Raw genomic sequence first — 23,777 nt, 5'->3', positions numbered from 1 at the left:
TTTATCATTCATTTTAAGGTTTATATTAGGGTTATTTAAGAACTTATACTTTATTTAAGAACATCTATTTTATTTAGAGACATATACTTTACGGCCCTCGATCTTAAAATGGGCCAGTCCCGAGGATTCAATTAATTTAAGCACAGCCGATAGGTTGTTCTTTCTTGAAATCCAGCCTCCGGCCTCCATATCGAGTGGCACACTGCTATCATAGATAAATTCGACGTCATACCATCGGGCAATTTTGCGCATCGCTGTTTTAAAGTTGATATGATTCAGTGCGAAGTCACCTTCTTTCCAGTCCACAATTTCATCGAGATCCACTTCCTTAACCGCGATTCCCGCCGCTGTGGCGATGGCCTGTTGGCCGGGCCGGATGATTTCCTTCCGTTGCCCATGAATGACCCGGACAGATCCTTCCAGCAAGGTTGTACTGATCGCTGCCTCATCCGCATAGCTATTGATATTGAAATGTGTCCCCAGTACTTCGACCTCCAGGTCCCCCGTTTTGACAACGAAAGGATGGGTTTTATCTTTTGCCACTTCAAAATAAGCTTCGCCTGTTAATTCCACCTTCCGCTGTCCTTTGCTGGTATAGAGCGCTGTGCTGTAGGTCAGGCTGGATGCAGCATTCAGCCATATTTTTGTTTGGTCTGGGAGCGTCACGACATAGGTCTGACCGTTGGCGGTGGATAAGGTATTGCTGCTCTGATCGTTGGCACTGCCCCCTAAGATCTGATACAGAATCTGGCCGTCAGCGGTTTTGCTAACACTGACACCGGCCTGACGGGCGATCTCGCCCTCACCGGCATCACCCAGGAGAATCTGCTCCCCATTGGCGAGCGTCAGCGTTGCGCCGACCGCTCCCGGAGCAATGTCTTTGTGCTGTGGTACAGTGACCAGCTTGTTATCGCGTGAAGACAGACTGTAATAAAAAATACCGGATCCCAGTGCAAATAGCAGGATGGCTGCCGCTGCAATACGTGGCCAGCGTCTGATTTTCTTGATCGGATAGCCTGGTAGCTGCTGCCGGATCAGTTCCAGCTGCTGCTGTTTCTGCAGTTCGTCAAAACCAGAAACATCTGCTGTATGCAGATTGTGGTACCAGCTCTCCACGATGGCCTGTTCTTCGGGAGATGCTTGTCCCTCCAGATATTTAAGCAGTAATTTTTCTGATTCTTTCATTGGTTATTCCAGGCCCTATTGCTGGCCCTATATACCTATGACAAAGAAAAGCATGCGAACAAGTATCGAATAATTAAAAAAAATAAAAAAATAGCTAATAGTCAGATAATCAGGAAAATAATAAAATAGAATGGACCTAGATTTTTCCGTAGAATTTTGAGCACATTGGTCATTTGCTTGGCTATCGTATGTTCGGAGGTACCCAGACGCTCCGCGATCTGCTTATGGGAAAGCCCTTCTTCGCGGCAGAGTTTGAAAACCTCTTTCATCCGTGGCGGAAGACTGTCTACCTCTTTTTGGATCAGTTCCTGGAATTCTTTTTCACGGATCTGCAGGTCAATCAGGTAATTCCCTTCGCGGATAAATTCCTGCAGCGAATCCAGGTAGGGTGCTTCTTTGCGCCGTTTATAGATCAGGTTGAGTGCGCGGTTTCGGATAGCCGTAAAAAGATAATTGGCCAGACCGGTCGTCAGCGTCAGCACTTCGCGCTTGACCCAGAGCTCTGTAAAAAGATCCTGGATCAGATCCTGCACATCTTCGGCGCGGCCCAATTTTTTCCAGGCATGCTGTTGCAGCACAGTTTTATAGCGGTCATAAATTTCCAGATAAGCCGCATGATCGCCGGCCTTGAGCAGCTTAACCAACTCCATGTCCGAATGATTACGATACTGCATCATCTGTTGTTTTAACTATACTTTTATCCGTCAATTTGTTATGGTAGATTTATGAGGTACTCCTGCCCCAACTTGTCAATAATCAAGATTTATTTGTCAATATTAAATATTTATTTGCAATTGTCCTAAAATTTGATTGTTAAAATCAATTCTCAGCTATATGAATTGATTTTGACGCCTGTCCAAATGACGATCAGCGATAATCTTTTGCTAGTAGTCCATTATGTTGGAATTTATTTCGCTCTTTTTTCCAGTTCAGCACGCGGGGCAATTAAAATTTTTCCCGCAGGTACCGATCCCTTAAACGGTTGTGCCCTTAATTGGTAGGTCCCGTTGGGAATGGCAACAGGTGTACCTTTGTACCTCAAGGAAGTCGTGTCGGGATTGGTATTATCCAGGGTATAGTAAATATCCAAGCCGTCGATATCCGTACTCAAAGAAACCAGTAATTGTTTTTGGGTATCGTGTTTTGCTGTTGCCAGTACATCAAAAGCCGCTGTTGAATACTTGATCCGAGCCCGATCCAGTAGCTTAAAATGTGTCGTTAATTTTTGTTGAAAATCCGGCCAGCTCTGCTTTGTCGTGGGTGACCAAAAAACCTCTGCTAAGGCCAGTGCGCGGGGCCAGGTCATGTATTCCGCATGCCTGCCGTTGGGGATCGATTCGGTCCATAAATTTCCCTGTCCACCCAAAACCAGACTACTATCCACTCCGGTGGGAACGGGATTCCACAAATATGAATTCTTTAAACGCAGCATGCTATAAGTGTCCGGTTCCAATAAAGGATCGCCTTGGTACAAATCCAGGTAAGTATGCGTATCGGGAGTGAGAATGACTTGGTGCCCCTGTTTTGCTGCGTCAATAGCACCCTGCACGCCTTGCCAGCTCATTACCGTGGCATCCGGCGCCAGGCCGCCTTCGAGGATCTCATTCCAGCCTATAATTTTTTTCTGGTACTTTTTAACCATTTTCTCTATTCGTTTTATAAAATAGCTCTGTAACTCATGTTCGGTTTTAATCCCCTGCTGTTTCATGAAATTCTGTACCACAGCCGAACGCTGCCAGAAATATTTCGTACACTCATCGCCACCGATATGGATGTATTGTCCCGGGAATAAGGCTGCGACCTCCTTCATTACTTTTTCTAGAAAGACATACACACGATCGTCTGCCGGGTTTAAGGTGTTATCGTCGATATTATAAAATTTGCTGCCGGGATTCACCATATAGTTATACCCCGTCGCAGATAAATAAGGGTAAGCGGCAATAGCGGCAAGCGAGTGACCCGGTACATCAATTTCAGGAACGACGGTTATATTTCTTTCCGCAGCATAAGCGACCACTTCTCTTATTTCTTCTTGCGTATAGTAGCCGCCATCGGTAGGTTTTTCGTCTTTTTGCGGCGGAGTATATGACCACCACTGCCCTGTTCTCGGCACCCGCCAAGCCCCCACTTCTGTGAGGCGGGGCAGCGACTTAATTTCGATGCGCCAGCCTTGGTCGTCGGTTAAATGCCAGTGAAAAACATTGTATTTGTAACTGGCCATATCATCAATATATTTTTTCACAAAATCCTTCGAAAAGAAATGACGGCTTACATCCAGCATCAGGCCTCGCCAGTGAAACCGGGGATAGTCTGTAATTTCTACTGCCGGTAAACTTAGCTGTTGCTGTTGGGGACTGTCGGCTGCCTGACATAGCAATTGCCGAAAGGTTTGCAGCCCATTGAATAACCCTGCCGGTTTACGCGCCTGTAGTATGACCTTGTTTTTTGTGATCGATAACTGATAGCCTTCGTCATTATTGATATTATTCAAGGAAGGGTTTAGCAAAAGGCTGATGGTTGAAGTTGATTTTTCTGATCCGTCAGCTATCGTCAGTGTCGTGCCATTTAATTCAGCAAGCCAATTATTGAGATGCTCGGCAAGCGGTTTAAGTTCCGTATGACCCTGTGGTATCCGTATGGCAGTACCGGCGTCAATTGTGAAAGTTCCCTCACCTTGGGTATACGACACTGGTTCTGGAATAATGGCGGGCTTTGTTTGTCCTATCACTAGACTGTTCAGGTTGATGAACAACAAAGCCAGGAGCAAGCGGTTCTTAAAAAAAACTATATTCATATCTTAGATTTTTGTAGATAGCTAAATATATAAAATAAACGACATTAAGCTATTACCTATTTATTTCTACACTTGTTTCCCCTGCATAGCAATAGGAAATTGCCGGCGTCTGTGTGGGTCAAGTTATGCGACGGTATTGTAGAAGTCGACCTCGGGTCGATAGAAAAAAATGAAATTATTTTTGAGACAGCGGGTAATTTATGATGACAATGTCCAGCAAATACAGGTTTAGTTAGTACAAAAACAGCCGCTCAAAAATATGAACAGCTGCTTGTTATGTTTGTATAATTGAGAATACTTACTTTTTGTCTCTGGCTAGATCTGCCCGTACTTTCTGTACAAAATCAAGCGAAACCTCTGCAACACGCACGATAATATCATCGGTAAGCTTCAGTTCAGTAATCAAATTCTCCACTACATCATAGCTTTTCGCCTCGGCACCTTGTTCTATCCCCTGTTCAATGCCTTGTTCGATACCTGTTTGGATACCTTTCTGAATAGCCTCGTTCAGCTGTTGCTCCTGATATTGGCGCACCGCTTCCGCATCCCATTTACGTTTTAGACTTACATCATACATTGCTCGTTCCTCCTTATTCAATTTTGCGTATTCTGCTATTTTAAATAATTTTTCAAATATAGGCTTCTTCAGATAGCCCGGGATCTTGTTAAGCTTGGACATATTCCGTAAAACATAAAGCCAACGATCCAGATCATTTTTTAATTCTGCCTCTACTTTTGTAAAGTTACGCAATTGAACGTAAATAAACCCCAACTCTTCATAAAAAACTCGACCTGTCTCCCTGTTACACAAACAGATATCGTGAAGGACAGCACTGGATTCTTCTGCCTGTGAAAAAGTAAATCCATCCATAAGTACGACGATATATACCTCAGTGATTGCATAATTCCACGCTCGACGGTTTCCTTTGGGCGCCTGATCCGCAATCAACTTACTGCTGTAGTAAAGCATGCGTTTTTTTAAATTTATCTGTGCGGTACGCTGTACTTCAATCACAAATTTCTCTCCATTATCAGCGGTACAGATCAGGTCAAAGATCACGGTACCGATCTCCTCGCTATCGCCTACATGTTCATTCTTTTCGTACAATAAATCGACAATGGATTTCCGTCCACGGAATAACCCATTCAACAGCGAAATCAATAAATCCTTATTGGGTTCGGATCCAAAAATACGCTTAAATGCATAGTCTGAAACTAGGTCGATATAAACTGGTTCCTTCATAACTACAATAATTGGTTGTTGACTGTAAATATCGCAAAAACAAATCAATAAAACTAATATTTTTAGTAAAAAAATATAGCGAAAAGTACCCGCTAAATATTTTTTAAGGTAATGTAACAAAATAACCATCTTGGCTGTCTTTCATCTAGTAGCTTATCTGAAAATAGATAATCATTTAAAACTTTTCAATTATGAAGTCCCTATATCTAATTCTTTTGCTTTTAGTAGCACAAATTGTGTACAGTCAAACACCACAAGGTCACTATGAAGGTGCCTTGACACGAAATGGATCTGTTCAGTTAATTTCATTTGATTTTAATAATGATAAAACAACTTACGATATACCGGAAATTGGTTATATGAATGTGACTACTGAAAAAATAGCACTTTGGGCCTGAAAATTTTCTATGGAGATTTCGATTGCTTTTTAAACCATAAAATAGGTGATCTAACCGGAATTAGCAAGGATGCAAAACCTGAAATTAGGATACACCTGAAAAGGACAGCTGCAACAGAGAAAAGCTTTACAGAAGAAGAAATAAAATTTGCAAATGCTGATGTTTCGCTAGCTGGTGTTTTGTACAAACCAAAAAAATCAGAAAACCCTGTTCCCTATGTCATTCTGGTACATCGTTCCGGATGGGAGAACAGGGAGACGCCCTGGTACCAATCCATGGCTTATATTTTGGCAAACAAGGGAATAGGAGTTTTATTATATGATAAACGAGGGACTGGTAAATCAACAGGTAATTTTTCACTCGCAGATTTCAATGACTTTGCAGAAGATGCTGCTTCCGCCTTTAATTACCTGAAAGCGCGACATGACCTGAACTATGCCAAGATAGGCTTTGCAGGTGCAAGCCAGGGTGGCTGGGTAGTACCATTGGCAGCTAATAAAGTTTCCAATTGCGGTTTTGCCATTTTAATCGTAGGTCCCGCAGTTTCTCTTTACGAACAGGATATAAACCGGGTTCAGTATACCTTGGCCGAGGAAGGATATTCCAAAGAATCCATTCATTCTGCACTTCGCTATTCTGGACTTTTTTTCAAGTACATTAGGAATAATACGACAAAAGACTGGGATGCACTTCAAAAATATACCGCTGAGATCAGGGGGCAAAAATGGATAGATCAGGTAGATATCCCGCAGTCGAAAACAGGGGATGATGTATTATGGTGGCGAAAAAACGAATATGATCCAAAGGAAGCGCTGAGTGCAATAAAATGCCCCGTATTAAGTATTTTGGGAGAAAAAGATGTATTGGTGCCACCCGCTGAGAATAAAAATAAAATGGAAACCTACTTGACAAAAGCGGGTGTGAAACACAATATTATTACCATAAAAGACTGCGGGCATGACATGATTACCCAAGGAAAGATGAATGGTACAGGGGACAACTGGCCTTATACCTATTGGCAATGGCAAAAACAACCAGAGGAATTTATAAATTCAATTTTTGATTTTATAAAAAAATAATGCAAATCAAAATAACCACAGGAAGACAGGAAAAAGCGTGATCAAGTTTGTGATTCATACAGATTCCTTCAACAACTTTCAGGAACAAGTGGAAAGCAAACTTCTTCCAATCTATTATCGATGATGCACAGGAGGCTGTGCAACAGTTATTGTTCCGCTTAAAACGATTGGAATAAGACGATCGGCGGCTCTGAAAACGCTTGATCAGAACAAGACGAAAAGCCTGGGTAGATATAACCCGGGCTTTTTATTTGATCTGTGCACAGGGACGACCAGCCACTGCGTGCTGATCAAGATCAATGTCCCTTACATCACTTGAAGGATCGATCGCTGATGGCTAAAATTCTCCAGACTGAATCTCCCGTGATATTTACCCATTCCGGAAGTGCCTACTCCACCGAAGGGTAGATCATGCGATCCCACGTGGATCAGCGTACTGTTGATTTCCGCATCCCCACTGGTTGTTCGGGCAATCACATCGTCCGCAAATTTCTGGTCTTCGGAAAACACGTACAAAGCCAGTGGTTTGGGTCTATTATTGATCTCTTTGAGTACGTCATTGCTATTGGTGTAGGTTAAAATAGGAAGAATCGGACCAAAAATTTCCTGCTGCATCACCGCGTCATTCCAGTCGACTTCATCCATCAAGGTCGCTTCAAAATGCCTTGTTTCCAAATCATATTTTCCCCCATAAATCACTTTTTGGGGAGCAGCATCCAGGTATCCAGCCAGATTCTTGATCTGATGCTGGCTTACGATCTTGCCGATCTTCCCTAGTGATTCGTCATTGTACGTCGCTTTCAGATAAGATTTAAGCTGATCAATAAATGCCTCTTTTACAGATTCATGCACATAGACGTAATCCGGGGCCACACAGGTCTGTCCACAATTGATCCATTTACCGGCAGCGATGCGCTGCACTGCTTTTTGCAGATCCGCATCGTGGTGCACGATCGTAGGGGATTTTCCACCCAATTCCAAGGTAAGTGGAATCAGTTGTTCGGCAGCGGCCTTCATCACAATTTTTCCAACATTCGGGCTACCCGTAAAAAAGATATAATCGAAAGCGAGGCTCAGTAGATAGGTATTTTCTTCAATCGCGCCCTGAAAGACAGCAACATATTTTTCATCAAAAGCTTCGGTAACAATCTCTTCAATTATCCTGGCAACATGCGGCGTATTTTCAGAAGGTTTGATGATCGCCGTATTTCCGGCCATCAAGGCACCGATCAGCGGACTAAAAGTCAACTGTATCGGATAGTTGAACGGACCTATGATGTAGTTTACACCATAGGGCTCATAGATGTACTTACTGATGACTTTGGCTCCTGAAGCATGCGGTTTTGATTCGACAAACTTAGGTTTTACCCATTCTTCCATATTATCGATCATATCATCCAGTTCATTGAGAACAATCTGAACTTCGACGCGTTCCGCCTCTGCCCTGCTTTTTCCAAGATCAATATACACGGCCTCACAGATCGCGTCCGTGTAACTTGCAAAAACTTTACGAAAATTTTGCAACTGTCTTTTGCGGAATGCTATTTCCTTGGTTGCTTGCGTGCCGAAAAAATCTTTCTGTTTTTCGAATACTTCTTTTATTTTGTTTTTAACTTCTGTAGTCATTTGTTCGTGATTTTATGCATTTTAAAACATTTTATTCCATAAAAAGTTTACTACTTTCCTGTCTTATAGATCAAGATTGGGTTGCAATACGGTAAAACAAAGGTAGGTTAATATTTATATTGTGCAAAATATAATATTGGTAAATATACAAGACTGGTAAACAGCTTGTGCATTGCTTGAGGTAGTTCCTGTTCCGCCTACATTCAGCTGTATATCGTAAATTATCTGGCTTAAAGCCATATCTTTGTTTTATTACGTTAAAGACCTGAAACTGGTCGATAGGAACTGGAGCAGCTCATTTTTGGCGGTATATTGTTTGTTTCCTATGAACTCTGCCTAGCGCTGTCGATTGGTTATACGACAAACAGTAGACAGGCGATAGAAGTTGGGATGGTCAATTATTTATGGCCCACGTTCACGATGATAGCCACCGTAATTTTCACATCCAAGACAGCCAATTGGCTGATTTTTCCGGGTGCCCTCATTTCGATGTGTGGCCTGCTCTGGGTTTTAAGTGGTGATGAGGGTTTTAATTTCAATGACATGCTTAGCCATATCGCTGCCAATCCCCTAAGTTATGGCCTGGCATTTATAGGCGCTATCCTCTGGTCAGCTTATTGCGTGGTCACTGTCCGGAGTGTAAAAGGTTTGAATGGGATAACCCGATCTACGCGGTACTTTGAAAAGTGGAAATAAAACCCATTTTTACCTGCCGACATCAAAAAGTATCATTCCACAAAACGCGCATAGCCGGCTGATAGAAATACCTTGGGAAGAGCATTGTCTCAGCAAAGGCCTCATCTACCAACAAGAATAATCATCATGGCCTTGTTCAGCAGCCGGCCCCTGTTCACGTAATTTTATGCTCGTGTAATCGCCTCCCTGAAGTGGATCGGTGCCATCTGCATCATTTTTTTAAAGAAATTATTAAAATGAGTAGCCTCTTTAAAACCTAAAGAATAAGCGATTTCTGAGACGTTCCATTCGGTATGTCGCAGTAATATTTTTGCCTCCTGCAACAAACGCTCCGCAATAATCATAGAGGTTGTTTTTTCTGTAGTCACCTTGACGGCCCGGTTTAGATGATTGACATGCACGGAGAGCTGGTCCGCGAATTCACAGGGCGAACGAAAGCTGATCCGCTGCCTCACATCTTCAATCGGAAACTGACGCTCTAAGAGTTCCAGGAACATATGGGTGATTCGTTGAGAAGCATTCGTTTGTTGCTTTTCAACCTTTGAAGCCGTTTTCATCCGATGGGTATAGTGAAGCAGATCAAACACGAGATTTCTGAGCAGATCATATTTATGTTCATAATCCGAATCCAATCCCGCCTGCATTTTCAGGTACACCTGCTTTATTTCTTCCAATTGCTCATCCGTGAGCTCAAAAACAGGTATGGCATTGGGTTTAAAAACTTCGTAGTCGTTGAGATTGCCAAAATGGTGAAAAAATGATGCTGTAAAAACACAAAAAAATCCAGCTTTATAATCGTCTATCCATTCAAATTTGTAAGGGATCTGCGGGTTTGTGAAAAATAAAGCCTGCTTTTTAATTTCAATGACCTTATCAGCATAATGTATTCTATTTCTGCCAATTATCAGGGTAATTTTAAAATAATCTTTCCTGCTGTAGACCACAGGCTTAGTATGCTTACCTATGTATTCATCTATTTTAAAAACATTGAAATGCCCCACACCATTTTGGATATTTTCGGGGACCCTGTCAAATTTAGACTGGTAAAATCCCTCCAGCGACTGCATTTTTTCCATCAGATAAATATACGAAAATCAAACAAAAAGTGTTGTCACTCTAGAGTGGCAACACTTTTTGTTTTTGGATTAAGATTTTAATTAAAATCAGTAGAATAAGAAATATTCTTGTTGTTTTCCAGTTCTTCTGAAAGCAAATTAATTTTTTCCGTCGCCCTTTTATAGGCATCGCTTCCGAGATATAGCCGTACAGGGGGATTCGGATTCTCTGTCAGATCAATAAACACCTGAGCCAGCTTTTCGGGGTTACCGATTTGTGTTCCGTTCATTGCTGCATATTTTGCGTGAGAGGCTGTAATGGCAGTGTAGCTGTCGATTTTCTTTTCAGCAAAAACCAGCGAGCTATCTTCCAAAAACTCCGTCCGGAATGCCCCTGGTGCCACCACCGTCACTTTAATACCAAACTCTTTCACATCCTCTGCCATCACCTCTGAAAGTCCTGTCACCGCATATTTTGTTGCCGCATACATTGCCCAGCCAGTCCCCGGGGCAAATCCCGCAATAGATGAAATGTTGATCATATGACCTGATCTTTGTTGCCTGAAGTAAGGCATCGCAGACTGCATCGTTTTGATAACGGCCATTACGTTGATGTCAAAACTATCCTTGATTTCTTTCTGACTTAATTCTTCCACAGCTCCACCAATACCGTAGCCTGCATTATTCACCAAAACATCGATTTTTCCGAACTGTGCAACCGTACGTTCAAACGCCTCATGGATGGATTTCTCACTTGTCAAATCCACTCCCAAAGGTAAGAACTGTTGCTCGTCAAAATGCCCGACGGCGTCAATTAAATGTTGAGATTTTCTACTTGTTGCTGCTACGCTATACCCTTTTTCGATGAGCTTTTTCACCAGCGATAGCCCCATTCCTTTGGAGGCCCCGGTTATAAACCATACTTTATTTGTCTTCATATTAAATTTATTTATAGAACAAAATTAGTACTTCAATAGCCGGCAGTGTTAACAAAATAGAAACAATAGCTTACAAAAATCAAACAATTGCCTCAACATCAGATAAACGGCATATGTACGATATTTTTTATTTCTTAGTATGCTAACATAAATATTATTACCTTAGAATATTGTTTAAAGAAATAAATCTAAGCCTAAAAAATAAGATACAACAATAATATTAGGTAAAGGAAAAATAAATTTATGAGAAATACGCTACGGATCGCTTCATTACTATTTTCTGCTGCCATTTTCATCTATGGGTGCAATAAGGATGACAGTATACCCAAGTTACCAGAGAAAGTTATCGAGAAACCCGAAGAACCAGCCCGAGTCATTAGAGATACCTTTCTGTTTTTACGAAAAGATGTTATCGTCTTCAAAGCATATAGAGGGTCACTCAAAGGAGGTATTGATATTTCAGCTCAAGAGAAGCCAGAATCTTTTTGGAATTCTGCCAAACTGACCAATTATCGTTACGATACGCTGACCGTTACCAAAGACAGTACCTTTGAAAGACCGTATAAATATGAAATCAATGATTTTCGGTTTGAGCAAAGGAAAGACAGTGTTTTCCGATGGAATCGCTACGCAAGATTTTGGGAATTTTATGGGATGCGCAAGAAAGATACCGTCGAACAGTATGTGCGCTTTTATAGTTTTCAAAAATACACGCCACCCTATTTATATGCTGAAAACGGTCACGATTACGGTGAAATATCCTATACCTATTATTTCAATGACAATAAATACCTTTTTAAAGGTCCTGAAGATATGAAAAATGAGAACGATGAGGTGGCCTGGTACGGCATCAAATATATATACGTCAAAAAGAAATAGCTTATTCGACGAGCAACAGGACCCATTTATAAAAAAAGGGAAGCACCAGCTACGATGCTTCCCTTTCTTATAGCCCAAGGCCTCCCTACTTACGTCCTTTTGGTTTCCACCGTCCCAGCAATCTGCTTGTCGCAAAACTGACGAGTGTACCCAATACAGCGGTTAGTACAGTCTGTGCTATATCACCAAAGGAGAAGCTTGCCCATACCGAACAAAGCGTGCCTCCCAATGCCGAGATGCGGATATCATTCAGCTTCATCGGCTCCACTCCTTTCCACCTTGTCCATTTTTGGGGAACTATCCGATACTTCCGGAGGTGGCTCGTCCTCGTCCAATACCGTCTCGAGTATGCCCAATCCAATAGCCACATACTTCAATACATTGCCCACCTTACCCGGTAGTTTAACAGGTGCCGCCAGCACCAGCTGCAGCACCTGTCCTATTTTGTTAAAGATTTTTTTCATTCTATTTTTTTTAACTGTTTGTAATTGTTCAAGCAGACCTGAAGTCATTGTACGTCCACTTCGACCAATCCCTGGAGCAAGAGTGCAGCTACAGCACTATAGAATTGTTTGTAGGCTACACCCGAAGCCAATAGGCGATAATCGCCATCTTCCAATACATATTGTGCGCCTACCAGTATACAGCCCGCAGTCTGCTTATAGCTATTCCCTTTGTGAAAGTAGACGTAGCTAAAGTTTGGTATATCAAGTATTTCAAGCATGCCACGATGCAATTTTGGATAGTCGTCATAGTAACGGCCATTCATTCCGCCATCACGGTTAAAGCCCAGGATATACTTCCCGGCCGGGATAGCGGTCTCGCCCCTTATTTTCACCGACCGTGGAATATTTTCGAGACCATAACAGACAAATTGGTTGTTGACATATAGCTCCGACAATGTACTGTGTTTGCCCTGTTTGGTACGTTTTACGTTTACAACTGATTTCATACTATCTTTTTATTTTATAAAAGACCCAGGTATTGACTTCTGGAATAGAGCGTTTCTTCACGGTCATGCAGGAACAGGTATAGGTGCACCGGCTTCCCATGCAGGATGGATGGCAGATCGATGGCCATTTGAGCATCTTGCCGTAGCACCGACTGTTCATTGATAGCGGCTTGCGCGCTAGTGATGTCATAAGCACATAGGATGACCTGATCGTCCCATTGGCTATAATCCTTGATATTTGATTCGGAGGCAGCCCATGTCAATTGGATTTTATTGACTATCCGCGCGCAGTCATTCACCGCCAGTGGAGACAACATGCCATTGCTGATCTTGACAAGTGACGGCTCTATCCGGAAATCCGGGAATTCGCCTTTGATCACATTGGTCAGCGTATGCGACATGGCCCGACCAAAAGCTGCCTGCACCGAACACTTACTATTGCCATAACCTTTCAGGATCAGTGGGTACAGCGGATTTAAGAATCTGCGTGCCAAGCGAAAGCGTTCCTGTACTGCCTGCCGACGTGTCGGATCTTTATCCTGCTTTTTAAACTCAGAAATCAATCGCATATCTTTTATCGTTATGTATTCAAAAATCAGGAGGAGCGCGCAGCTCCTCCCGTTTAATTAATCCCTTCGCGGTTAGGCCAGGTCCAGTTCGCCCAGATAGCTACTTTTGGATACTTTGGTCGCCTTGCGATCCGTGAAGAAGATCCAGACATGACCTTTGCCCCCCAGCAGGTGTGCCGGAATCTCGATGTCGATGGTACCGTCGGCACGTGTCGGCGGTGTTGGTGCCGTCATAAACTCATCCTTTTCAGGCTGGTAGATCAGGATGATGACCTGATCATCGGCCTTGGTCTTGTAAAGGCTATTGAGCGTGGTATCCCAGTCGACGGAAAGAATTCCACCCGCTACAGTTGCGGCCATGGCGCCACCACTGAGGTATGAGCCTGTACTGATGTCGATCTTACTGTAATCCAATGCGAAATTTGGATAAACACCCGTTATTGCCTGCGCGATATTGAGCTGCATCGCTACATTGGTCGGTGCCATTGTATCTGTTTTGGAGAGCCCAAATCCGACCTTCAGTATTGGGGTGATCGGCATGAGGAATTTGGAGATCGTCAGGAAACGCTCCTGTTGGATAATCTGCTCTTCGGACATCCCTTTCGTGCGCTTTTTAGGCAGGCCTTTGAGGTAATTGATAGATTTCCAGGACGAGGCAATCACCGCGCCCACTTTACCGCTTGCTTTGCCGATTACACCATTTTTGATTGTTGCCATTTTGTTTTATTGTTAAGAAAGTTAAACCATCATAAAGCATTAACTTATACCGGTATTTGTCGCTTTATATGAACAAACATACTACATGACATTGCCCCTTGTCAAGAGCCTTCAGCAAGTCGGCGGAGACTTGTCGGAGGTATCCCTATTTTTGTCGGCGGGCTGTCGGAGAGCGGATGGCAACAGATACAAAACAAGTCTTTGACAGCGTCCGTATTCCAGCGGAAGTACCAGGCTCCCATGACTAAAAATTTCCAGAATAGACGGTCGGATTAACCTTTCCTTCGGATCAGCTAGGTACCTGCTTCGGATGAACAATAGATTATGGACAGACTCTGACCAGACCTTTACCAGTGTCTGAACAGGGAAAGCTTGGTCAGACAGTGGTCAGTATGGCCCCTATTGTTGGTCGCTTGCGCAAGCCTTCCGAAGCAGCTCCGCATACCATCCGAAGCTAAGGCATCCGCCTAGGCCATCGTTTGTATTCGTGGATATAGAGCTGTACTACATCTTTTTTTAGAAATAAATCCGCATTGCCCTCTTTATGGGCCGCTTTGAGAAATCCTTTCGCGATACGCCGTTCGATGGTGCGCACACTTTTACTGAGATACGAGGCTACTTCGTTGATTGTCATCGTACCCATGATCTTATTGAGTTCGGAATAATGCTGATCCTGCAGGAGCTCGAGGATACGGTCAATTTTTTGATGGTATAGATCACTGTCAACCAGCGCCGTTGAACGCTGCTTAAGCAAATAAACAAATCGAGTATTTGGGAAATTATCTGTTGTAGTGGCAAAGCGGTAGCTGGATCCTTGGCATGAAGGATGGCCATTAGAAAAAAACATACATTGGTCTTTAGGAGACGACATACCGCCGAAATCCCAAATGGGTATGCTATATTTTAGCCTTACCCATTTCAGTAAGTCTGGTTTATAATCGGGACATCTGTCAGTCAATTACCACATAAGTATCCCAAACCTCGTGTGGCAAGTGTTCCTTGTTTTTCCAAAAATCACCTACATAATCTTTTATACGGGGCCCTATGCTCCCTATTTTTACAATTTCATTATCTTTCATATTTGCATACATGGCCTGTTTTGTCTGCACTTGCAGCTCTACCAATTGTCCGTTTCTTGGGTGAGCGAGGTTGACGTGCAGTAGATTGACCGAAATGGTCTTACTGATCTTTGGGAAATAATGCCGCAAATTATGTTTTCTGAGGTATTCAATAATTCCGTTGGCCTGCAGCTCTGATCCATCAGTCAGTATGACAAAAGCTTCGCCTTTGGCATGCGAGCGGATAAATACAATAGCGTGCAGCTTGAAATGGCCACGTTCGTCGCGTTCTGCGGCGGCCGTAATTGACCGCTTATGATAAAACAAGAAATAAGTTAATTCCAGTGGTGCAATAGCCGTGTCGACAATCACAAATCGTTCACTGTCGACTGAAGGCTGCTGTATATTTTGTTGGAGCCTCATGAATATACTAGCCAGCTCTGCTTTTACAAAATCCTTGGTGTCACGTGCATAGAAATCAATTACTGTCTTGATGCCCTGCATCCAGTGCAATTGCGGATCTGCCTGATCAGCGTTTAGCACAAGTGGCTTCGTGCTATCTTCCCTTCTTCTACGTTTATCAGCAAGCCGTTCAAACCAAAAGGCATACACAATAGACATAAAGATAAAGAACATATAATGTCTCGATAGATGTAGGGAAAACACCTTCTTGTGGTCAAATTCAAAATAAAGGCCTATCGTGAAGGCAATAAAAATGGTTAGACCAAAAGATAAGGGACCAAAGAAATAAAGAATTTTCCACCAGAAACGTTTCCATGTGTATTGTGCGTCACGATCACGGTAACGACCATACTTTTCGATCTTGTAGAAAAGTATTGACAAAAAAACCATCAAGGCGACTGTGAGGAAATAGCGTATTCCAAATTTTTCATCAAAGATCGGCCCATTTATCCAAAAGTATTCCTTGATTGAAATCCTATTGTACAAAAAAGGAAAAATGATTATAAAAACATAGATGAGCCAATTATGGCTTAGATGCGTAGTGAACAGCGCAATTTTCTCTTTCAAAAACTTCATATAGGTTACTTTTCGTCAAATTCTAATCGGTTAAGCTATCTAAATCTAATTAATTTGTAAATATTCTCCACAATTTCTATATTTTTTTACAATTTTCTTATTTATTAAGCTGCTATTATTTTTTAGTGACAATCGATAAAACGATGCCAACGTGTCTATTTTTCTACCTTAGTCCGAAAACCGTATTCTTAACGCATCAATACCCTTCCTTAGCTCTTTTGGGCTGGAATAGTGCTGTTTAAACATAATTAATTAGTCAATTTTGAGCTATCAAAACGAAAAATAATTATGTTTAAACAACCCTTTACCCAAATTGGCGTCGATAATGCGCAAGCAAATTTCCTGACGCTAACAGCTTTACAACAAGCCGCTGTGATCAGTCTGATCAGAACAGATTTTGATACCTGGATGAATCAATGGTTTGCCTTGACGACCAGGCAACAGCAGCAGATCCTGACGATGGATCCAGATTTCAAGCAGAAAATCGCCATCGCAATCGCCAACACCTATCAAGCGGGCTACATCGTCAATTTTACGAAGGAAGATCAAGAGGAAGATATTCCTGATCGCAAGGAGACGCAAGTATTTGGTCTCGAAGACTGGCAGGATCCCAATGATAACACTACTCTGAAAACTTTACGGGTACCGCTTATGGTCAGGATCAGTTACGGTACATAACCAGAGCAGCTCAAAGGTATGGAGCAGTTCCGATAGCCCTGCTCCTTCCTTTACCTTCCAAAATCGCCAATATTTACCTAATCACTTCATTATGAAAAAGAATACACATTTTAAATTAAGCCATCGCTTCCAAAAGGTCGATGACATTCCCCGGGATTTTGCGCCACATTTAAAACTTGCGGCTGCACCTCCGATAGCCTATCGCAGTAACATCGGCTATGTAGTTCACCAGCAGTTTGATGGTCTTGTAGGTTTCATCAACTGCCTGGATTTTGACCTTGAGGCTACGGAGAGAATCCCTATCGAAATCAGAGGAAACGATCTGCATATGCTCTATCTCCCAGAAGGCGAACAAGGTATTATCCTGACGGATAAGAAAACGCATGTCAGTCAAGCCATAGCGCCACAACGGGGACGATTTTTTTATCTGCCCGAAGGAGAATATGAGCTATGGGTACCAGCCGGTCGCCACTTCGTATTTAACTTTTACTTTCGTGGGTCAATATTCCGGGATGGTAATGAGAAGCCATTTCCTTATTTATATGACTTGATTGCCGATTTTCGGAATGGATCCGATCAAAGTAGCAGCAGTATAGACTTTAAAGTTGGCAAACGCACCTCCTTATTGATCAAAACCATTTTGAGCAATCTCAAGAAAGGAGATCTGGATAGTGAAGATAATATACTATGGGGTATCAAGAAACTGATCAAGCTATCCAAGGAGAAGATCTTTGAGGAATATCATAAGATTTCGGAGGCCCAACTAAAGGCTAAAGAAGCACATGATCACATGCGGCACTTCGTTTCAGTATACGGCCATGATTTTAAAGTTGATGATATAGCCGAGTTGCTCGGAATCAGTGTGGACTATCTACATCGTCTTATCCACAGCTATTATGGGCACAGCCCCAAGGGGATGAAGACCACATTTGTACTGGATCTGGCCCAAAAATATGTTTTAGATGGTATGCCTACCGACCAGATCGCCTATGAATTGGGCTACGCTTCACCCAGCAGCTTTGCCCGCTTTTTTAAAAAGAAAACGGGCATGACAGCAACGGATTTTTTTGAACGTAATAACCTCTGATTATTTTTAAATCTTTATTATTAAATTAGTGAATATATACCTAAAGTTATGAACGTTTTTTTTAAGCGGGTCTGGGAATTCCTTAAGACGATATTATTTAACATCTTTGAAGCAAAGCCATATCAATCAGAATTACAGCTTATTGAAGATGCACAAAGAAGGTACGAAGCCGAGAATATAATGAAGAAAAACAGATTAGTTGCATTTTTCGTCTCGTACTTTCCTGATAATTATACCATAGATCAAAGCTTACTTGATGAAATCTACGGTACGGATGGCTATTGCTTACAATTACATGATGTTTATCGAGTCTTATCAAAATCCAAAAAAGTGCTTTGTCCCCGCAAACCTTTAGTAGCAAAAAACAAGTATAGTTATTATATGTGGAGGGTCACACAAGACACCGCACTGGACATACCATTGATGTTCTCAACGCATCAATGCCTTGAGGAAGTCGAAGAAGAAACAGAAGAATTATCTTTAGCCAATGCAGATATTCTGATCTTGGGAAGTGGTGGAAGTGAATTTTTCTTCAACGAGCTTCTATCTACAATAGATTTGACTCACAAATATGTGGTTATCTGTTCTTCATTTAGCAAAAAGCTGCTCGCCGAAATAGTCCTCTATCGCGTAGATAAGGATATCTATCCCGATGAGCTTTGGAACGAAAAGATTTGTCATGAATTCATCGATGAGATTATCCGAGAAGCAACAACAATTCATTTGAAAGTTTAACTTATCATCCCCTCCCCAAGGGGATTTTTTATTCCCATTCCCTTCCATTATCCCAATCCAGTACATACCCGACTCCAGCTTCGGTCAAGTCCACCTGCTTTTTACTACCGAACTTTGGTATAAGTTAACGACGAAAAAGTTAGCGGGATAAAGACGAAGAAATAATAAAAGCCCGGTAATAAATAATAAAACGCAGGATTGAAATAATAAACTTTGACAAATAAATAGTTAGAGGCAACAAGTAAATAGTTAGTAGCATGGATAAAATTAATAATCATATCGACCATACAGTTTCGGTATCAAATAAAGGAAGCAGGCAATGGGTACTCTTGGCGCTTTTAAAGGTAAAATGTACCGAACTTATCTCTTTCGCCAAAAAACACCCCCGGGAGTTTGTGGTTCAGCTAATTACCTATATGCTTCTTTGCTTATGGATTGTGGTCGCCTCAAGAAAGCTATTTGATTATTCTGCTTTTAGACAAGCCATGCTAGATCAACCTTTCGAAGATAAGTATGGGATTGCCTTGTCCTACCTCTTACCAGTGATTCAGCTTGGTACAGGTGCACTCTTTATTTTCGACAAGACAAAGCGGTATGGATTCTCGCTTACGATCTTGCTTATGATCGCTTTTTCCTGGTATATCACGCTTGTGTTAAAAAGAACATGGGGATTTATTCCATGCTATTGTACACTGGAGTTCCCTGTTGATTGGAAAGGACATCTCTGGATCAACGGAATTATTGCTGTAATTGCTATTACCGGATTACTATTAGACAGTATAAGGAAACGAACTAAGCCCCACGTTACCTGAAAGATATTAGTGCTATTCGCCACAGCGGAAACTGAGCCCTAGGCTGGCATGGTGGAAGGGCGCGTCTGCCAAAAGACAAGTAAAGGATTGGCTATCCTGTACCTCCATTAGGGGTTAAAACAGAGCCGACTATCAAATTACTATAATTCATAAACGATGTTATGAAACAATTCAAAATTAATGCAAAAGCCACAGTAGCTGTGGCCATTGCAGTCGCTTCATTCTTTGGGTTCAATAGCTTCAAGAAAGCTGACCCACACTATTACAAATTGGTAAACGGAGAATACCGTATGGTAGTCCAGTCCAGTGGATCATGTCAACCCGGAAATCCAGAGACATGTCTTTGGAAAATTGAAAGTGACGAACTGACAATTCCTGAGTCAGCAGATCCAACACGTGAGTCCTATAGTACAGGAGAATTCAATGGTGACTACGCTACTGCACCTTAGCCTTTTTTGAACTGGATAGCAGATACTCGTTGATGAGTGCTTTAAATCTTAGCGACCCAGCGGATTCTATCCCATTCTTTTTAGGCAATGGTCGAGGGGGATTTCTTTCCAGAATTTCCCCCTTTTTGCCAACAATAATCCAAGTCGGTACCCCCTTAATTTTATAAAACTCATTCATGGGATTATTAAATCCCAGCGGCGCCGTGGATACAGAAAGAGACAACGAATCCGTATAGAAAAGTGTTTCATTATTTCCTAGTTTGGTCCCCTTTGTAAGACTGTTCTTCCATTGCTCGGTATCCTCATCAAGATTGATATCAATAAATACCACATCGGGATTACCTTTGTAATATTCCCGAATCTGTGCAAGGGGTTCGGCCAGTACCAAGCAAGGTATACATCGTGTATACCAAAAGTCCAGCACCACCACTTTTCCCTTAAAATCCTCCATCCGCACCACTTTGCCTTCTTTATCCTTTAATTCGAAAGGATAGGCCATCTGGATGCTATCCATAGTAGCATATCCTGCTTTAGTTCTTGCTGACACGCTTTGTTTCATAATTAAGCCTAGGCAAACTAAAATATGTAGTATGGTCAGTTTTACATTATGTGTTTTCATATCTATCTTTTATTTTGTGTCAATCCACTGAGTTGTACTTCTTGAAGCGGAATCAAAAAGGCATATTTTAGGCTGTTTGGCTGTAGTATATATTGCTCATTAGCCAGTTCTCGTTTTAAAATTATATTTCGACCTTCTACATTCAGGCGCCTTACGTCAGACCACCTCATCCCGCGAAAGAGAAGTTCTTTCCGGCGTTCATCCAATATTTGCCGAAGAGCGTCTTCCCTATCCCTAAAGGTAATTTTTGGTCTATCGGACGGAGCAAAACGATTGGTATAGAGTTTTTCCAATAAGGACTTTGCAGCATCAAGATCACCTTCCCTTGCTTGACATTCGGAAAGAATTAAGAGCGTCTCGTCAGTAGCCACGCCATTAAACAAGTTGGTAACATTTAAGCCCGTCAGATACAGATTTTTTCTGTTTGCCCGTCCGTCTTTTGTAAATGTGAAATAAGCACGTAGTCGCAGGTCCTGAGGGTCGTATAAATCAATCACAGTAGAATCCACGAAGGTATTTGGTGCATATCTCGGGATCGAGATCGAAGCATAAGCTGCAATCTGGCTCATTAACAATATCTCTACATTGTTTCTGTCAAACACAGCATCTCCTTCAAGGTTCAACTTATTATAATCTAATAATTCGTTATAAAGTTGCCATGAACTGTCTGCGTATTTCCCTGCCAATCTATAGTTTCCCATTATCAAGTTGATCCGGGCGAGCATGCTGTACCCCGCAGCAACACATGGTCGGTTTTTATAATTGGAAGGAATTTTATTTTGTAACAGCCCTACCGACTGGTTGAGGTCTCCTAAAATAGCATTATAGGTATCTTCAAGGGAAGATCTCTTCTCCAGACGGTCGATGTTTGGCGAGTATCGCAACGGAATTCCCAACTCATTTGCAGCAGTCTTCTGATCGTAAGGCATACAAAAAGTCTCAGCCAGTGCAAAATTCCAGATCGCCCTAAAAAACAACGCCGTCCCTTTAATATCATTATATTCACTCTTATTTGAGGTTGTTATTTCAATGTTTGCCAATACATCTAGCACAACGTTGCTGACGTAAATTGCATAATAACAATTGTTCCACTCGCCTATTTGTGGATTTCCTTCATAAATATCGTCTGCCCAAACATAAGAATTTCGTTCTTGCACCGAAGTCAGCGACTGCCAAGTGGATCTATCAAAATAATACTCATCAGAAGCCAATGCTACCAGAGCCGGAAACCAATTGTTCAGTCCCTGTGCCAATTGGCCGTCATTTTCCAGTAGATTCCTGCAATCGGCTAAAGTTTTTGGATTAACAATACTCGCATCAGGTTTTTCGTCCAAAAAAGATTTACTACAGCCAAAGCAGCATAGGACGAACAAAGTATGTATCAATAATAATATTTTCATATCAGATAATTTTATAAGATTAAAAGCTGGATTTGATGCGCAGGCTAAATAGCCGTGGTGCAGGATAGCTCGATTGATATACATTTGGGTCAAGTCTATGGTTATTTGCTCGCCATAGGATCCCGACATTGTCCACCACAATGGATATGTCTAGAGATCTTACCCAATTGTGCTGATCCAAGAGCCGGCAGCCGATTTGAACATCCTGCAATCGGATCATGTCAGATTTCTCCACAAGTGCGCTACTATAGGCATACAGGTTACTGCGTGAAGAGTTCGCTGGATAAATTAGACTGGGTACATCTGTCCACGATTCATCGCCTACCTGTTGCCATCGTCTATCATAATCATAGATCGAAGCACCGGTTGTGGTCGCACTATAAAGCGCTGTATTACTCAAGGATAACCGTCTAAAATAACCGCCAAACTGATATAGCAGATTGAAACTGGCATAAAAACGGCCGTAGCTAAAGTCATTTCTAAAAGAGCCGAAATAAGTTGGAACCCGAGGGCCGTGATATCGGATATTCTGGAGGCTTTTGCTATTGAGAATAGCACTATAGTCTTTGCTTTCCACGCCGTCCAAATAGCCTATTGGATTACCTTCATTATCTAAGCCCGCATAGGGGAAACTAAACAATGCTGATTGGGAGTATCCTTCATAAGGATTAAGGTAATTGGTTGTCAGATAACCAAAGTTGCTACCCTGTTTAACCAGATAATGAACAACTTTATCCCTGGCTTTTGAAAAATTAAATGTTGATTGCCATTGCAAAGCCCCTACAAGGTTTTTGCTGGTTAGAGATAAGTCAAATCCCTTCACCTCAGTATCAGCAACATTGCCTTTATATTGGATCAGTCCAGTCTGCGGCGATATCGGTCCATTGCCTATCAAATCATTTCCTTTTTTCCAGTAATGATCAATATGTAACACGATGCGCTGATCGTATACACCTAGATCTATCCCAATATTGGTTACCCTTGTCTTCTCCCAACGCAGCGACGGATTTGGCGGGTTGACAATGGTCGCGAAACGATTCTGGTAGATGTTTTTAAAGCTTTCATATCGTGCAGTCAACCAGGCCGACATTGTTTTATCCACATTGCCTTGTACCCCATAGGAAGAACGAAGCCTCAATTCGGATAGCCACGAAACTGCGTTTAGCAAACCCCGTTTGGCATTATAGGCACCGCCTACCGACCAGAGAGGTACCCCCTTTTGGTTGGTCGCTACACCAAAGAGATTAGATTCATCCCTACGGACACTTCCATATACGTCATAAATACTTTTGTAGCTATAGGCAGCATTTAGCAGATAAGAGCGGTAACGGTCTACATGCCAGTTCTGATAATTTCCGTCATTGATGACCTGACTACCCCCATAGATGCGCGACAAGGCATTGATGTGGTCTATTGTCGCTGATGTTGCTGTGGACGGATCATAACCAATCAACTGTTTTTTATCAACTTCACTCCTCGCATCCGACAGTTCCATCGCCATTAGCGCCGTTATATGATGGTGTTTGTTGATCTTCTTATCCAAAGCCAGCTGCCCACGCCATAGAAACGAAGTCCCACGTAAGTGACTGATTGTCCGGTTTTCGCCGACTGGTATCTGTTGTATATATTTAGCTGTAGCATTATCATATCGTGTAAATGTATTGACCATATTGCGTACATAATAGGAATCCTCTGCATAACGCATAAGATCATCCCCAATGGATTTGGTATACTGATATTTTACACTGGCGGTTAGGAATGGAAAGATCT

Annotated in this window: 25 protein-coding genes and 1 pseudogene; 9 read left to right on the top strand and 17 right to left on the bottom strand. The window is 42.1% G+C overall.

The genetic code is table 11. The features are described from left to right. Nucleotides 1-69: 69 nt before the first annotated feature. From HMAT_RS05355 to HMAT_RS05340, 4 genes are all read right to left on the bottom strand, one after another. The gene (locus tag HMAT_RS05355) at nucleotides 70-1,185 is read right to left on the bottom strand and encodes a FecR family protein (RefSeq protein ID WP_104381747.1); all 1,116 of its coding nucleotides are present in this window, start codon (nucleotides 1,183-1,185) and stop codon (nucleotides 70-72) included. Nucleotides 1,186-1,286: 101 nt separating this feature from the next. Further along, a complete protein-coding gene (locus HMAT_RS05350) occupies nucleotides 1,287-1,862 on the bottom strand; it encodes an RNA polymerase sigma factor (protein WP_104381746.1) in 576 nt (191 codons plus the stop codon). Nucleotides 1,863-2,092: 230 nt separating this feature from the next. Next, nucleotides 2,093-3,979, bottom strand: a complete 1,887-nt coding sequence (locus HMAT_RS05345) for a beta-N-acetylhexosaminidase (RefSeq protein ID WP_104381745.1) — start codon at nucleotides 3,977-3,979, stop codon at nucleotides 2,093-2,095. Nucleotides 3,980-4,277: 298 nt separating this feature from the next. Further along, on the bottom strand, nucleotides 4,278-5,222 hold the full coding sequence (locus tag HMAT_RS05340; protein ID WP_104383305.1) for an Rpn family recombination-promoting nuclease/putative transposase: 945 nt from the start codon (nucleotides 5,220-5,222) through the stop codon (nucleotides 4,278-4,280). 191 nt (nucleotides 5,223-5,413) lie between these two features. Here HMAT_RS05340 and HMAT_RS05335 point away from each other — a divergent pair, with 191 nt between their 5' ends. Both HMAT_RS05335 and HMAT_RS05330 read left to right on the top strand, forming a co-directional pair. Continuing rightward, nucleotides 5,414-5,620 carry a hypothetical protein gene (locus HMAT_RS05335; RefSeq protein WP_104381744.1) on the top strand — a complete coding sequence of 69 codons (207 nt, stop codon included), beginning with the start codon at nucleotides 5,414-5,416 and terminating at the stop codon, nucleotides 5,618-5,620. Further along, nucleotides 5,611-6,699, top strand: coding sequence for a S9 family peptidase (locus HMAT_RS05330; RefSeq protein WP_104381743.1), 1,089 nt, complete (start codon nucleotides 5,611-5,613; stop codon nucleotides 6,697-6,699). Before HMAT_RS05335 ends, HMAT_RS05330 begins: the two co-directional genes overlap by 10 nt. Before the next feature lie 306 nt (nucleotides 6,700-7,005). Here the strand turns inward: HMAT_RS05330 and mdlD are convergent, their stop codons facing one another. Next, on the bottom strand, nucleotides 7,006-8,325 hold the full coding sequence (mdlD, locus tag HMAT_RS05325; protein ID WP_104381742.1) for an NAD(P)-dependent benzaldehyde dehydrogenase MdlD: 1,320 nt from the start codon (nucleotides 8,323-8,325) through the stop codon (nucleotides 7,006-7,008). 312 nt (nucleotides 8,326-8,637) lie between these two features. On the opposite strand from mdlD, the gene HMAT_RS05320 reads away from it, so the two are divergent. Then, nucleotides 8,638-9,021 (top strand): hypothetical protein, encoded by a 384-nt coding sequence (locus HMAT_RS05320; protein WP_199768551.1) that lies wholly within the window; start codon nucleotides 8,638-8,640, stop codon nucleotides 9,019-9,021. Between the two features lie 164 nt (nucleotides 9,022-9,185). Here HMAT_RS05320 and HMAT_RS05315 read toward each other — a convergent pair whose 3' ends face one another. Then, complete coding sequence (locus HMAT_RS05315; RefSeq protein WP_104381741.1) at nucleotides 9,186-10,097, bottom strand: AraC family transcriptional regulator; 912 nt, start codon at nucleotides 10,095-10,097, stop codon at nucleotides 9,186-9,188. Nucleotides 10,098-10,174: 77 nt separating this feature from the next. Continuing rightward, nucleotides 10,175-11,014: an SDR family oxidoreductase gene (locus HMAT_RS05310; RefSeq protein WP_104381740.1), complete on the bottom strand. Its 840-nt coding sequence runs from the start codon at nucleotides 11,012-11,014 to the stop codon at nucleotides 10,175-10,177. A 243-nt stretch (nucleotides 11,015-11,257) separates the two neighbouring features. Here HMAT_RS05310 and HMAT_RS05305 point away from each other — a divergent pair, with 243 nt between their 5' ends. Then, entirely contained in the window at nucleotides 11,258-11,893 is a 636-nt protein-coding gene (locus tag HMAT_RS05305) for a hypothetical protein (RefSeq protein WP_104381739.1), read from the top strand. 85 nt (nucleotides 11,894-11,978) lie between these two features. On the opposite strand, the gene HMAT_RS26970 is transcribed toward HMAT_RS05305, so the two are convergent. The 7 genes from HMAT_RS26970 to HMAT_RS05275 form a co-directional block, all read right to left on the bottom strand. After that, nucleotides 11,979-12,152 carry a hypothetical protein gene (locus HMAT_RS26970; RefSeq protein ID WP_158655638.1) on the bottom strand — a complete coding sequence of 58 codons (174 nt, stop codon included), beginning with the start codon at nucleotides 12,150-12,152 and terminating at the stop codon, nucleotides 11,979-11,981. Beyond that, nucleotides 12,139-12,357: a hypothetical protein gene (locus HMAT_RS05300; RefSeq protein WP_158655637.1), complete on the bottom strand. Its 219-nt coding sequence runs from the start codon at nucleotides 12,355-12,357 to the stop codon at nucleotides 12,139-12,141. The genes HMAT_RS26970 and HMAT_RS05300 overlap by 14 nt, the downstream gene beginning before the upstream one ends. A gap of 44 nt (nucleotides 12,358-12,401) precedes the next feature. Then, on the bottom strand, nucleotides 12,402-12,845 hold the full coding sequence (locus HMAT_RS05295; protein WP_104381737.1) for a DUF5675 family protein: 444 nt from the start codon (nucleotides 12,843-12,845) through the stop codon (nucleotides 12,402-12,404). Nucleotides 12,846-12,859: 14 nt separating this feature from the next. After that, entirely contained in the window at nucleotides 12,860-13,414 is a 555-nt protein-coding gene (locus HMAT_RS05290; protein ID WP_104381736.1) for a DUF6266 family protein, read from the bottom strand. A 72-nt stretch (nucleotides 13,415-13,486) separates the two neighbouring features. After that, on the bottom strand, nucleotides 13,487-14,131 hold the full coding sequence (locus HMAT_RS05285; protein WP_104381735.1) for a DUF6266 family protein: 645 nt from the start codon (nucleotides 14,129-14,131) through the stop codon (nucleotides 13,487-13,489). 454 nt (nucleotides 14,132-14,585) lie between these two features. Further along, entirely contained in the window at nucleotides 14,586-14,978 is a 393-nt protein-coding gene (locus HMAT_RS05280; RefSeq protein ID WP_104381734.1) for a helix-turn-helix domain-containing protein, read from the bottom strand. Between the two features lie 103 nt (nucleotides 14,979-15,081). Next, nucleotides 15,082-16,227: a hypothetical protein gene (locus HMAT_RS05275; protein WP_104381733.1), complete on the bottom strand. Its 1,146-nt coding sequence runs from the start codon at nucleotides 16,225-16,227 to the stop codon at nucleotides 15,082-15,084. A gap of 288 nt (nucleotides 16,228-16,515) precedes the next feature. On the opposite strand from HMAT_RS05275, the gene HMAT_RS05270 reads away from it, so the two are divergent. The 5 genes from HMAT_RS05270 (at nucleotide 16,516) to HMAT_RS05250 (ending at nucleotide 19,988) form a co-directional block, all read left to right on the top strand. Further along, nucleotides 16,516-16,905 (top strand): hypothetical protein, encoded by a 390-nt coding sequence (locus HMAT_RS05270; protein ID WP_104381732.1) that lies wholly within the window; start codon nucleotides 16,516-16,518, stop codon nucleotides 16,903-16,905. A 91-nt stretch (nucleotides 16,906-16,996) separates the two neighbouring features. Next, entirely contained in the window at nucleotides 16,997-17,992 is a 996-nt protein-coding gene (locus tag HMAT_RS05265) for a helix-turn-helix domain-containing protein (protein ID WP_158655635.1), read from the top strand. Nucleotides 17,993-18,040: 48 nt separating this feature from the next. After that, nucleotides 18,041-18,727, top strand: coding sequence for a hypothetical protein (locus HMAT_RS05260; protein WP_104381731.1), 687 nt, complete (start codon nucleotides 18,041-18,043; stop codon nucleotides 18,725-18,727). Nucleotides 18,728-18,984: 257 nt separating this feature from the next. After that, entirely contained in the window at nucleotides 18,985-19,539 is a 555-nt protein-coding gene (locus tag HMAT_RS05255) for a MauE/DoxX family redox-associated membrane protein (RefSeq protein ID WP_104381730.1), read from the top strand. Nucleotides 19,540-19,700: 161 nt separating this feature from the next. Further along, complete coding sequence (locus HMAT_RS05250) at nucleotides 19,701-19,988, top strand: hypothetical protein (RefSeq protein WP_104381729.1); 288 nt, start codon at nucleotides 19,701-19,703, stop codon at nucleotides 19,986-19,988. Here HMAT_RS05250 and HMAT_RS05245 read toward each other — a convergent pair. From HMAT_RS05245 to HMAT_RS05235, 3 genes and pseudogenes are all read right to left on the bottom strand, one after another. Then, the gene (locus tag HMAT_RS05245; RefSeq protein WP_104381728.1) at nucleotides 19,975-20,607 is read right to left on the bottom strand and encodes a TlpA family protein disulfide reductase; all 633 of its coding nucleotides are present in this window, start codon (nucleotides 20,605-20,607) and stop codon (nucleotides 19,975-19,977) included. The genes HMAT_RS05250 and HMAT_RS05245 overlap by 14 nt on opposite strands. 2 nt (nucleotides 20,608-20,609) lie before the next feature. Then, nucleotides 20,610-22,007 (bottom strand): RagB/SusD family nutrient uptake outer membrane protein, encoded by a 1,398-nt coding sequence (locus HMAT_RS05240; protein ID WP_158655634.1) that lies wholly within the window; start codon nucleotides 22,005-22,007, stop codon nucleotides 20,610-20,612. Nucleotides 22,008-22,026: 19 nt separating this feature from the next. Further along, nucleotides 22,027-23,777, bottom strand: a pseudogene (locus tag HMAT_RS05235) (hypothetical protein); the annotation flags it as partial.

Origin of the sequence: Sphingobacterium sp. HMA12, from assembly GCF_002933815.1 — a bacterium.
Classification (GTDB): domain Bacteria; phylum Bacteroidota; class Bacteroidia; order Sphingobacteriales; family Sphingobacteriaceae; genus Sphingobacterium.
The sequence above is the reverse complement of the archived record's forward strand: the minus strand, read 5'-3'. Positions and strand labels throughout refer to the sequence as shown.

What these genes read in the sequence shown, in the direction of transcription:
- HMAT_RS05355 (WP_104381747.1), bottom strand. Translation starts at nt 1,185, where the DNA reads ATGAAAGAATCAGAAAAATTACTGCTTAAATATCTGGAGGGACAAGCA.
- HMAT_RS05350 (WP_104381746.1), bottom strand. Translation starts at nt 1,862, where the DNA reads ATGATGCAGTATCGTAATCATTCGGACATGGAGTTGGTTAAGCTGCTC.
- HMAT_RS05345 (WP_104381745.1), bottom strand. Translation starts at nt 3,979, where the DNA reads ATGAATATAGTTTTTTTTAAGAACCGCTTGCTCCTGGCTTTGTTGTTC.
- HMAT_RS05340 (WP_104383305.1), bottom strand. Translation starts at nt 5,222, where the DNA reads ATGAAGGAACCAGTTTATATCGACCTAGTTTCAGACTATGCATTTAAG.
- HMAT_RS05335 (WP_104381744.1), top strand. Translation starts at nt 5,414, where the DNA reads ATGAAGTCCCTATATCTAATTCTTTTGCTTTTAGTAGCACAAATTGTG.
- mdlD (WP_104381742.1), bottom strand. Translation starts at nt 8,325, where the DNA reads ATGACTACAGAAGTTAAAAACAAAATAAAAGAAGTATTCGAAAAACAG.
- HMAT_RS05315 (WP_104381741.1), bottom strand. Translation starts at nt 10,097, where the DNA reads ATGGAAAAAATGCAGTCGCTGGAGGGATTTTACCAGTCTAAATTTGAC.
- HMAT_RS05310 (WP_104381740.1), bottom strand. Translation starts at nt 11,014, where the DNA reads ATGAAGACAAATAAAGTATGGTTTATAACCGGGGCCTCCAAAGGAATG.
- HMAT_RS05305 (WP_104381739.1), top strand. Translation starts at nt 11,258, where the DNA reads ATGAGAAATACGCTACGGATCGCTTCATTACTATTTTCTGCTGCCATT.
- HMAT_RS26970 (WP_158655638.1), bottom strand. Translation starts at nt 12,152, where the DNA reads ATGAAGCTGAATGATATCCGCATCTCGGCATTGGGAGGCACGCTTTGT.
- HMAT_RS05300 (WP_158655637.1), bottom strand. Translation starts at nt 12,357, where the DNA reads ATGAAAAAAATCTTTAACAAAATAGGACAGGTGCTGCAGCTGGTGCTG.
- HMAT_RS05295 (WP_104381737.1), bottom strand. Translation starts at nt 12,845, where the DNA reads ATGAAATCAGTTGTAAACGTAAAACGTACCAAACAGGGCAAACACAGT.
- HMAT_RS05290 (WP_104381736.1), bottom strand. Translation starts at nt 13,414, where the DNA reads ATGCGATTGATTTCTGAGTTTAAAAAGCAGGATAAAGATCCGACACGT.
- HMAT_RS05285 (WP_104381735.1), bottom strand. Translation starts at nt 14,131, where the DNA reads ATGGCAACAATCAAAAATGGTGTAATCGGCAAAGCAAGCGGTAAAGTG.
- HMAT_RS05280 (WP_104381734.1), bottom strand. Translation starts at nt 14,978, where the DNA reads ATGTTTTTTTCTAATGGCCATCCTTCATGCCAAGGATCCAGCTACCGC.
- HMAT_RS05275 (WP_104381733.1), bottom strand. Translation starts at nt 16,227, where the DNA reads ATGAAGTTTTTGAAAGAGAAAATTGCGCTGTTCACTACGCATCTAAGC.
- HMAT_RS05270 (WP_104381732.1), top strand. Translation starts at nt 16,516, where the DNA reads ATGTTTAAACAACCCTTTACCCAAATTGGCGTCGATAATGCGCAAGCA.
- HMAT_RS05265 (WP_158655635.1), top strand. Translation starts at nt 16,997, where the DNA reads ATGAAAAAGAATACACATTTTAAATTAAGCCATCGCTTCCAAAAGGTC.
- HMAT_RS05260 (WP_104381731.1), top strand. Translation starts at nt 18,041, where the DNA reads ATGAACGTTTTTTTTAAGCGGGTCTGGGAATTCCTTAAGACGATATTA.
- HMAT_RS05255 (WP_104381730.1), top strand. Translation starts at nt 18,985, where the DNA reads ATGGATAAAATTAATAATCATATCGACCATACAGTTTCGGTATCAAAT.
- HMAT_RS05250 (WP_104381729.1), top strand. Translation starts at nt 19,701, where the DNA reads ATGAAACAATTCAAAATTAATGCAAAAGCCACAGTAGCTGTGGCCATT.
- HMAT_RS05245 (WP_104381728.1), bottom strand. Translation starts at nt 20,607, where the DNA reads ATGAAAACACATAATGTAAAACTGACCATACTACATATTTTAGTTTGC.
- HMAT_RS05240 (WP_158655634.1), bottom strand. Translation starts at nt 22,007, where the DNA reads ATGAAAATATTATTATTGATACATACTTTGTTCGTCCTATGCTGCTTT.